The sequence below is a fragment of the Paraflavitalea sp. genome (assembly GCF_059502485.1).
The window spans coordinates 3006985-3018245 of the sequence record NZ_JCACET010000008.1; the positions used below are offsets into that span (position 1 = coordinate 3006985).

At 45.5% G+C, this 11261-nt stretch carries 6 protein-coding genes; all 6 read left to right on the plus strand.

Annotated elements, in window-relative coordinates; genetic code table 11:
- Window positions 1-45: 45 nt before the first annotated feature.
- The 6 genes from AC5JBY_RS14615 to AC5JBY_RS14640 all read left to right on the plus strand — a co-directional run bounded on the left by AC5JBY_RS14615 (window position 46) and on the right by AC5JBY_RS14640 (window position 11252).
- Window positions 46-3558: a glycosyl hydrolase gene (locus AC5JBY_RS14615; RefSeq protein WP_495905347.1), complete on the plus strand. Its 3513-nt coding sequence runs from the start codon at window positions 46-48 to the stop codon at window positions 3556-3558.
- Between the two features lie 12 nt (window positions 3559-3570).
- Window positions 3571-5898 (plus strand): DUF5703 domain-containing protein, encoded by a 2328-nt coding sequence (locus tag AC5JBY_RS14620; RefSeq protein WP_495905348.1) that lies wholly within the window; start codon window positions 3571-3573, stop codon window positions 5896-5898.
- Window positions 5899-5985: 87 nt separating this feature from the next.
- Window positions 5986-6894 (plus strand): AraC family transcriptional regulator, encoded by a 909-nt coding sequence (locus tag AC5JBY_RS14625; protein ID WP_495905349.1) that lies wholly within the window; start codon window positions 5986-5988, stop codon window positions 6892-6894.
- Between the two features lie 384 nt (window positions 6895-7278).
- Window positions 7279-9648 carry an ATP synthase subunit B family protein gene (locus AC5JBY_RS14630; RefSeq protein WP_495905350.1) on the plus strand — a complete coding sequence of 790 codons (2370 nt, stop codon included), beginning with the start codon at window positions 7279-7281 and terminating at the stop codon, window positions 9646-9648.
- Between the two features lie 2 nt (window positions 9649-9650).
- A complete protein-coding gene (locus tag AC5JBY_RS14635; RefSeq protein WP_495905351.1) occupies window positions 9651-10751 on the plus strand; it encodes a hypothetical protein in 1101 nt (366 codons plus the stop codon).
- Window positions 10752-10835: 84 nt separating this feature from the next.
- The gene (locus tag AC5JBY_RS14640) at window positions 10836-11252 is read left to right on the plus strand and encodes a hypothetical protein (RefSeq protein ID WP_495905352.1); all 417 of its coding nucleotides are present in this window, start codon (window positions 10836-10838) and stop codon (window positions 11250-11252) included.
- Window positions 11253-11261 lie beyond the last annotated feature (9 nt).

Sequence of the window (11261 nt, forward strand, 5' to 3'; positions counted from 1 at the left end):
TTAAACCGTCTGTTGCCCTAACTTCACACGCGATAAGGCTTTCATATGATGCACAAGTGTTTATTAATGATTGCGGGCTTGCTGTCCTCCGTGGCTGTTGGTAGGTTGATCCAGCACAACAGTACATCTGTTCCTCCCGCTTATATGTCCGTTCCCGGGCCCGACGCTTCGGGCCGTCAAACTGTTGTTTTACAGGAAAATCTTCCTAAATACGCATATGCTCCTTTGGCCGCCGATACTATTGGCCGCCTTACGGATAACCTTTTTAAAAACCCTCCGGCTGGCGCCAGGCCCTGGGTTTTCTGGTACTGGATGCAGGCGGGTGTTTCCAAGGCTGGGATAACAGCCGACCTGGAAGCGATGAAAGAGGTTGGCATCGGCGGGGCTTATTTGATGAGTATCAAGGACACTACTTCTCCTCCTCTGTATAATCCGCCTGTGCGGCAACTGACGCCTGAATGGTGGGATATGGTGCGTTTTGCCATGCAGGAGGCCAAAAGGCTGAACCTGCAACTGGCTATGCATGTAAGTGATGGTTTTGCACTGGCTGGTGGACCATGGATCACACCGGAGTTGTCCATGCAAAAGCTCGTTTGGAGCAAAGAATATGTGAAGGGCGGGGAAATGGTTGATCTGACGTTGCCTGAGCCTGACATCCATGAAAATTATTACAAGGATATTGCTGTGCTGGCTTACCCTGCCAGGAGTACACAAGCTTTCAGTGATACGGTATTGATCCCGAAGGTGACCAGCAGCATTCCCGGCGTCAAGGTGCAATTCCTCGCTTTTGACAATGATAGTAAGGAGAGTTTCAAAAGTGATTCGGTGTGCTGGATCCAATATAAGTACCCGCAACCTTTTACCTGTCGCTCTATCAGGATCCATACTGGTGGTAATAATTACCAGGCTCACCGATTGCTGGTGCAGGTAAGTAATGATGGATATGATTTTATCACCGTAACGCGGCTTGAGCCTCCTCGCCATGGCTGGCAGGATACGGATGAGGATGTAACGCATGCCATTCCTGCTGTTTCGGCGCTGTATTATCGTTTTGTATATGATAAGACCGGTTCGGAACCGGGTGCGGAAGACCTGGATGCCGCCAAGTGGAAACCTTCTTTTAAAGTATCGGGTATTTATATGTCGGATGAACCCGTGTTGAATCAGTATGAGGGTAAGAATGGTTCTATCTGGCGGGTAGGTAAGAAAACAACTGCGCAGCAGGCGCCGGATTCGGTGTGTGTACCGCTGCAGGGTATTGTTGACCTGACCAGCAGGACTGATTCTACTGGTAAGCTTACCTGGCAGGCACCGGCGGGCAACTGGGTGATCGTTCGTATCGGTCATACTTCTACCGGTCATACCAATGCTACCGGTGGAGCGGGAAAGGGTTTGGAGTGTGATAAGTTCAACCCTGTAGCTATCAAACTGCAGTTCGATAAATGGTTTGGTGAAGCGGTGCGGGTGGCAGGGCCTGAACTGGCAAAAGAAGTAATCAAGATATTTCATGTGGATAGTTGGGAATGTGGCAGCCAGAACTGGAGCAATGTGTTCAGGGAGGAGTTTAAAAAGCGTCGTGGTTATGATATGATGCCTTATCTGCTGGCCATGACCGGCACTCCGGTGCAGGATGCGGCTACTTCTGAAGGGTTTTTGTATGATGTGCGGCAAACTATTGCTTCACTGATCGCCGATAATTTTTATGGTACGTTGGTGAAGCTGGCGCATGAAAAGGGTACGCAGTTCAGTGCAGAGAGTGTGGCGCCTACCATGATGAGTGATGGCATGTTGCATTACCGTTATGCTGATATGCCGATGGGGGAGTTCTGGCTCAATAGCCCTACGCACGATAAACCGAATGATATGCTGGATGCTATTTCCGGTGGGCATGTATATGGAAAGTCAATTATTCAGGCGGAAAGTTTTACAACGGTACGGATGACGTGGGGCGAACACCCGGGCATGTTAAAGGCTGTTGGCGACCGCAATTTTGCGTTGGGTGCTAATAAGCTCGTGTTGCATGTGTTTACGCACAATCCCTGGATGGACCGCAAGCCGGGTATGACGCTGGATGGTGTGGGCTTGTATTTTCAGCGTGATCAAACGTGGTGGAAGCAGAGTAAAGCCTGGATCGATTATTTGCAACGGTGTCAGGCATTGTTGCAATTGGGCGCGCCGGTGACCGACGTGGCTGTGTTTACTGGTGAGGAATTACCACGCCGTTCTGTATTGCCGAATAGATTGGTAACGTCGTTGCCCGGTATTATAGGTAAGGAAAGGGTAGATCGGGAAAAGAAGAGATTGGAAAATGTGGGTACACCGCTTCGCCAGCTTCCTGCCGGTGTGACGCATTCGGCGAATATGGCTGATCCGGAGGATTGGATCGACCCTTTGCGTGGTTACGCTTATGATGCTATCAATCCTGATGCTTTGTTGCGGCTGGCCACTGTAAAAAATAAACGTATCGTATTGCCGGGTGGCGCAAGTTATGGTGTGTTGGTAGTGCCGGGCAGCAATGCGTTGAATCCAGATGGCCAATATATGAGTGCAGAAGTAGGGCAAAAGATCATGAAACTGGTAAAAGCAGGGGCTACGGTAGTGATGCAGAATATGCCTGCGCGGTCGCCTTCGCTGGAAAATGTATTGGATAAACGAGAACTCACCGGTGTTGGCCTATCGCTCGATGGGTTTGCTGGTGGCAAGGGTAAACTGATAACCGGCCCTTATATAAATGAATCGTTTGCTCCATTGGGTATCGAGCGGGATGTGGAGGTTACAGGTGCCGATGGTAAACCTGCGCCAGGCATAGCCTGGACGCACCGTAAGGGAAAGGATTTTGATATTTATTTTATTTCGAATCAGCTGGACAGCGGCCGAATGACAAATGTATCGGTAAGGCTTACGGGCAAGGAGCCTGAATTGTGGGACCCTATTTCCGGGGCAATGAGGACCAGGGTCGATCATGAGCGTAACAATGGTCGTACTATTGTGCCGATGTATCTCTATAAAAATGAATCGCTGTTTCTGGTGTTCAGGCGAAGGATTGATAATGGTACACTGGTAAAAAATGCCCGTTCCCTGGTTTATGATACGTTGAAAGGTGATTGGCTCGTGACTTTCGATAAGGCGCTTGGTGGTCCGCAACAGCCTGTGGTTTTTCATGGGTTGCAAAGCTGGCCGGAGCATGCGGATTCAAGTATCCGTTATTATTCCGGTACTGCTGTGTATAGCAAGCAATTTGACTGGAATGGTAATGATGACAGCCGCCAGGTATGGTTGCTGATGGATAGTGTAGAGAATATGGCTACGGTGAAGTTGAATGGTATCGATTGTGGTACTGCATGGACTGCTCCTTACCGCCTGAATATTACAAAGGCGCTACGCAAGGGAGTCAATGAGCTGAAGGTGGAAGTAACGAATACGTGGGCCAATCGATTGATCGGTGATGAAAGATTGCCGGCAAATAAGCGTATTACGTGGACTACTGCTCCTTTCCGTTTGCAGGGGAAGCCGTTGTTGCCGGCGGGGTTGTTGGGTAATGTGGTGATCATGCGGTAATATAATTTGAAAATGCTATTACGGAATATTTTTAGTCTGGTTGTTTTGTTGTTGACTGCGCTGTGGTTACAGGCGCAATCTTCTCATATTGATAGTTATAATGTTGTGTGGACAACGCCCAGCGAGCATGCCGGTGAATCCATGCCTTGTGGTGGTGGTGATATAGGTTTGAATGTGTGGGTAGAGGATGGTGTGTTGCTGATCTATGCAGCCCGCAGCGGAAGTTTTGATGAGAATAATGGTCTGATGAAGGCCGGAAGGTTACGGGTGCAATTGTCTCCCAATGTATTGATCAGGGATTTTAAACAGGAACTGCATTTGCAGGAAGGGTATGTTACGGTATCAGGCAAGGCGGGTGGTCAATCTGCTACCCTGCGTATTTGGGTGGATGTGTTCAGTCCGTTGGTGCATGTGGATGTGAACAGCAATAAGAAAATAGTCGTGGAGGCTGCTTACGAAAGCTGGCGTTATAGTGACCGGCCTTTGGCTGGCCGTGCTGCTTTTGGCACTTCCTGGAAATGGGCGCCGCCTAAAGGTACTGTTACCCGTAGGGATAGTATTGACTATCGTGGTAATGAAGTGCTGTTCTATCACCACAATGTATCGCCTACCATTTTTGATGCTACCGTTGCTCAGCAGGGTATGGACAGTGTGAAGGATCAATTGTACAATCCTTTGCGTGATCTTGCTTTTGGGGGCAGTTTCGGTGGCAAGTCTTTTATTCCGGCAGGAACATTATATGGTGTGCATGCCGGTACGGACTATAAGGCCTGGTGGCTGAGGAGCAAGAAGGCTGCGAAGGCTCATTCGCTTTCGTTGCAACTGCATACAGCGCAGGTTGCTTCTGTTGACCAATGGAAGCAATCACTGGATTCACTAAAGACAGTTGCTGAGGAGAAAAGCGCTACGGCTTTTGCTGCTACGCATAACTGGTGGAAGCAATTCTGGCAAAGGAGTTTTGTATCGATCGATAAAGCAAAAGGGAGTGGTACTGCCTGGGAAATGGGACGTAATTATCAGCTCTTTCGCTATATGCTGGCTTGTAATGCCAGGGGCGCCTGGCCTACCAAGTTCAATGGCGGGTTGCTGACTGTTGATCCTATCTTTACGGATACTGCTCATAGGGCCACGCCTGATTATCGAAACTGGGGTGGGGGATTGCATACAATGCAGAACCAGCGGCTCGTATATCATCCTATGATCAAGAATGGTGATTGGGATATGCTGCAATCGCAGTTCGAATTTTATATGCGGATCCTGCACAATGCAGAGCTGCGCAGTAAAGTGTACTGGAATCATGAAGGGGCTTGTTTTACCGAGCAGCTGGAAAATTATGGGTTGCCCGATTATGCAGAATATGGAACCAAACGGCCCGCTGGTTTTGATAAAGGGGTTGAGTATAATGCGTGGCTGGAATATGAGTGGGACACCGTGTTTGAGTTTTGCCTCATGATGCTGGAAGAGCAGCGTTACACCGGGCGTGATATCAGCCGTTTCATTCCTTTTATCGAAAGTTGTTTGCGTTTTTTCGATGAGCATTATCAATATCTCGCCCGGCAAAGGGGGGCGAAGGCTTTGGATGGTGCGGGTAAGTTGGTATTGTATCCCGGCTCGGGCGCTGAGACATTCAAGGGGGCTTATAATTCCAGTTCTACCATCGCTGCGCTTACGGTAATTTCCTCCAGGCTGTTGGCGTTGCCTGCTACATATGGTACTGAGGCGCAGCGTGCTTCGTGGCAGGCTTTACTAAATCGCATTCCTGCTATTTCTTATACACAGTTCAATGGTCATACCACTATAGCGCCTGCCAGGTTGTGGGAGCGGGTACAGAATACAGAATCTACACAGCTTTATCCTGTGTTTCCCTGGGGGATTTTCGGTGTGGGCAAACCGGGGTTGGATACGGCGCTCAGTACGTGGCGGTATGATACGTTTGCCCTGAAGTTCAGGAGTCATATCGGCTGGAAGCAGGATAATATTTTTGCTGCGCGCCTGGGCTTACGGCAGGAAGCCTGGGACCTGAATGTGTTGAAGCTTCAAAATTCCGGCCGGCGGTTTCCGGCTTTCTGGGGTCCGGGGTTCGACTGGGTGCCTGACCATAACTGGGGCGGCAGCGGGATGATCGGTATCCAGGAGATGTTGTTGCAGGTGGATGACCGGAAGATATGGTTGTTTCCCGCCTGGCCAAGGGACAAGGATGTGCATTTTAAACTACAGGCGCCTTATAACACGACGGTGGAAGCGGAGCTGAAGGGGGGAGCGGTTGTTTCCTTGATCGTATTGCCTAAGGAAAGAGAGAAAGATGTAGTGAATATGCTGGAGGTAGAGAGTAAGAGGTAGGACATAGGAATTGGCGGGGTATACTTTAATACGATAATCCCACAAGTTCTATTAAATTAGCATTATCAACGACGAACTTGTCTTCATATGGGTGTTGCAAATAAAATAGGCTCTCACAAGAATATATGGCACGGGCTGGGCAGGCAGCGGATCGAGATCCCTAAGACCGTCATAAAATCAAAGGTTCAAAACAATCCTCTCTTATCTAAGTTGTATGTATGCAGCCTGGGTTATTATCCCAAGGCTGAAAAGCATTATACTTATCGCAAGAAAGGATTGCCGGAGAACTTCCTGTTTTATTGTGTGGATGGCAAGGGGTGGTATCAAATTGAAGATAAGAAGTATGAAGTGAGTGCCAATGAGTTCTTTATTCTTCCTCAACACGTGGAGCATGCTTATGGAAGCAGTGATAGTGATCCCTGGACGATTTATTGGATCCATTTTGGAGGGGATAGTTTACCGGAGTTCAACAACATGCAGATCGTACAAAAGCACTTCAAGCCGAGTTATATAAAGATCAGTGAAGAGATGACGGGCTTATTTTCTAAGATATACAAATCGCTGGAGCTGGGTTATAGTCTTGATAACCTGGTTTTTACCAATATGTGCCTGTCGCACTTCATTTCTTTATTCATTTACAATCCACGGCATTTTCCGCAGCATACGCAGGATAAACTGGATAGTATCGACAGTGCTATCCTTTATATGCATCAGCATATTAGTGAAAATATTACGCTTACTGATCTTTGCAAGCATTATAATTATTCTGCTTCCCGCTTTTCCAGTTTGTTCAAGCAGAAGACGGGTTATGCACCCATCGATTATTTCATCCAGCTCAAGATGCAGAAGGCCACACAACAACTGGATTTTACAGACAAGAGTGTAAAGTCCATTGCCATGAGCATGGGTTTTGACGATCCTTATTATTTCTCCAAAAGGTTCAGGAAGATCATTGGGATGAGCCCCAAGAAGTATAGGATGACCAGGAAGGATTAGATGTTGTGTATTATCGGTTTATGTTATACGATTGGTTTTTATAATGTACTAACTGCACAGTTACACGAAGAAGATACACACTTATTGTTTAAAGCTACACACTTACTAAATAGTGTCTGAATTATGTACGGAGTGTTATTTTGTTGCCTATATTTGAAATACGCTTCTCCTTATTCAATAACCATAACCCTTCGCTTATGAAAAAAAACTCTTTCAGGCATTTTGTGTGCTTTGTCCCCGTTGTAGTTATCTTCTCTTTACCTGATATCACTTAATCATTTATTACATATTGGTTTGGCATGTGGCATCTTTCATATGATGCCGCTTGTTTTGCTGTGGCTTGGTCTTACAAGCCCGGCAGGTAGAATCTTTTAACTTAATCAGATGCGGTTAATAAAGATAACGGGCATGTTATTGCTGTGTATGTGCACGGTGATCCTGACAAATGCACAGTCTGATACAACGACTACTTCTGTAAAGAGAGTAGATTCGGTGCTTTCGTCTCTGGATAAGCGATTAAAAAATGCTGCCGATGCGACCGGTAAAAGGCTTCTGCCTCTTGATACAGGGTTATTGAGGGGGGCTTTGCCATTCAATAAAAGGGATTATATTGATCTGGTACAGGATGTAAAGATGCCGTTGCAAAGCGTTTTGTCGAAGATAAAGTTATTCAGTGGCGGTAAGTTTATTCAATCAACTGGTATACAAGCACAAGTGGATTATAGTTATATGAATGACACAGGCGGTGTCGCTTTGGGAACGTTCCAGGACATGCGTGGGGTTTATAATTATACTTTCAATTCAGGTCTTTCTGTTTTTGAAATGCCATTTGATCTTTCTTTCCGGGGACAGAATGGTATATACGCGATGCAGGGGAATCCTTTTGATAAGTTATTGCAATTCAATTTCGATCACCAGGCATATGTTGAGAAGTTGAGGAAGAAGGTACTGGAAAAACTTAGTGCTGAACAGGTGCTGGCTGGCGCCATGACAAGGGTAAATGCTTTGCGTAGCAATTATGAAAGCAAACTGAGAAAGGAGATTCAATCTTTGCAAAATGATTTTAGTAAGGAGTACAAAACTATTGTAGCGTTGCCCGAGGGTATTAGCGATCTGTCAAAGAGTGATATGGTGGCGTTAAAGAACAAGTTATTTAATGGACAGGACGGAGCTGCTGTTGAAAAGATAGATTCAGACGGAAAGCGCAGGGAACTGTTGGAAAAGGTGTATCAGAAAATCGTGGCGGCAAAAGAGGGGTTTGAAAATAATAAACTGGTGAAAGAGCTAAAGAGTAATTTGCCATTTACTCCTGATAATTATAAATCTTTTCTTGCCAAACCTGGTAATCTTGGTAAGATCCTGGATGATCACATTGACCTAAATTCCGTACAACGATTATTTGTAAATGTAACGCGGCTTGATATTGGTCAGAATGCGGTTCAATCGGGTGATTTTTCTTTGCAGAACCTTATCAATACAGGTATCAATACTGAATTTAAGAGCAATAAGACTTCTGTAGGATTTATTTATGGCCGCAATAATAATATTAATAACTGGCTGCAGGCTGGCTTGAATAATACTATTACTAATGAGTACTCATCTGTTGCAGGATTCTCGCTGGGTTCGGGAACAGGTGGCAGTGTGGAGAAATCCATTTCTATTAATTTTTTCAACTTCAGTGGTTCTTCGCCTGGGGCGGATAACAGGGAAGGAATGCTTCGCGCAACTTACCTGGGTGTGCCGCAAAGGCGGGATGCTACGATCTCTTTTCATACGGGATATGCTATTGGTGGTACGCATAAAATAGGTGTAGATGTTTCACGATCATTTGGCTCCTTTGTAGATAATCTTTCTCAGGATAGTGTGCTTTATAAGGCGAATGCTCACGCCGATGTGTTTTCCGGCAGTGGAACTTCCAATTATGCCGCTATGGTCGATTACACAGGTGAATTGTTGGATACAGATATAAGGTTGTTTGTGAAGAAAGTGGGTATGGGGTATAATAACCCGGGCAATAGTATGCTGCGAAAGGGGGAGACGCAGGTAGGTGTAGGGTTTAGCAGGAAATGGCTGAATAATAAGTTGACTACACGCTATAATATCGATTATCGCAAGCAGAATTTCGATCCACTGAAAAGGTATAGTCATACTACGGTGAATAATAGGGTGCAGCTGAGTTATAAGATTCGTCGTAATAATCGTGTAGGTGTTACTTATCAGCGTAGTGATTTTTCTTCCCGCCTTTTTGTTGCTGCTACTACCAAAGGGGGGAATGCCCGTTTACAGGTAGATGGTGCTTATCAGTTTTCAGTTGCTCATAAAAGGATCATGAATAATGTGGTGATCAGTCACCAGCAATTAAATGTGCCTATGTTGGCCGGAGAATATTACAAAGGAAATTCTTTTATGCTGATGTATTCGTCTACTGCTATGTTCAAGCAGTCCCCACTGTCGTTGCAGGTAATAATAAACAGGTCTGATAATACTGATTATTTGTTCAATACTTCCATGTTCACGGCAGAAGCCAGTTATGGTTATGCTGCTGCCAGTAATGTCCGGCTGAGCAGTGGTTTGGGATATTATACTAATACAGGTTGGAACAGGCAAGTTGGCGGACGGCAGCAGCTGAGTGCTACTTTTTTCGATAAGCTTAATCTTGATGTGGAAGTTTCTTACAGAAAGGCTGTTCATATAGAAAGGCGAGAATTGGCGAACCAACTTTTTGTGACAACAGGAGCGCACTTCAATTTTTAATTATGAAGCGGATTGTTTTTATCTTATTGATCATGCTGGTTGGCACGGTGTGTCGGGCACAATTCAACTTTTATTTCATGCCGGAAGTTGCGGGCAGAACGATCGATGGGCTTGGGTTGTTTCAAGTACAGAATCTTACCGGCCGGGTATTGCAAGGTCAGGTAGTAATAGTAGTGCGGGAGCAAACAAAGAAACTGCCTATAGTAACTATAACGTCTCCGCTTACAAATCTTCCTACTGGTACTTATAACTTTCCCAGGAATATATTTGCTGGTAGTGTGTTTAAGTTCTCTGCTAATGCTTACAGCAATATTGCTAATCAAACCAAAGGTCTGCCTCCCGGCGAGTATTCTTTTTGTTATCAGTTTGTAAATGCTGATAAAGGATCAAATGAGGAATATGAAAATTGTTTTGATGCGGAGGTGTTGCCATTGGTCCCATTGGCTCTGCTCAACCCGGGAGATAGGGATAAGATCTGTCAGACCCGCCCTGTCTTGAGCTGGCAACCTCCTTTGCCTTTTCATCCTTCTATGCGCTTCCGGTTGTTGTTGACTGAAAAGAAACAAGGTGAATCAGTAGAAAATCTACTGATCAATGCTCCTTTGTTGTTGCTGGATAATATTACAAGTACTACTGTCAATTATCCTTCGACCCGGCCTGAACTGAAAGAAGGAAAAACTTATTGTTGGCAGGTGTTGGCTTATCAGGGAAATATTGTGATGTCAAAATCTGAAATATGGGAGCTTACTGTACAGTGCCAGGAACCTGGCAAGCAGTTGCCTAACGATAGTTATCGTGAGCTGAAGCTGCTGGTAAATGGTAATTACTATATCGCCAACCGGGCCATCAAGTTTTCGTTCACAAATAATTATGGTGTAAAAAAACTAAACTTTTCTATTCATGATATTGAAAATGGGTCAAAGAAAATTCCGCGGTTAGCAGAAGTGGCGCTGATCCAAGGATTGAACAAGGTGGATATAGATCTTACGGATGCTGAGCTTGTAGCAGGTAAGCATTATCTGCTAAAGGTGTACCCGTTTAATGAACCAATGGTTGAAATAAGATTTATTTATAAAGACGAGGATATTACTGATACTCCATAAGCTATGTGTAAAAAGTCTTTTTCTATTGTATGCGTGCTTTTTATATGCATTGGTGCTATTGTTCTGCCTGGCTGCAGACAACAGATGGCGGGGAAAACTGCTTTGAAGAAGCACCTGGCATCTATCAACCAACCCGGCGCTTTGTTGTATGTGGACAAGGTTGATAATAACAGGGTGCTTTCACAGGACGTTGTGCAGGGTGGGCAATTCGTTTCTTACTTAGTAGGTTTCTGCGATAGTGCTTTAAACCGGGATGCGAAAGTGCAACAGGAGAAGGGTGTTTATTACCAGTTTCATGTAATGAATGACTGGAAAGCTGTTGTGGGTGGGGATTCGATCGCTCCTGTATTTTATCATCCGGTAGTAAAGCTGAATTCGCAGGAAAGGGAAGGGGTCCTTGTTTTTGAGCTGTCTGGTGATGCTGAGCCCGAGGCGCTTGTGTACCGGGATGCTACTGGTCTATGGGGTACTCAAATTATTGTTTTGAATGCAACTAAATAAGTTCTGAGG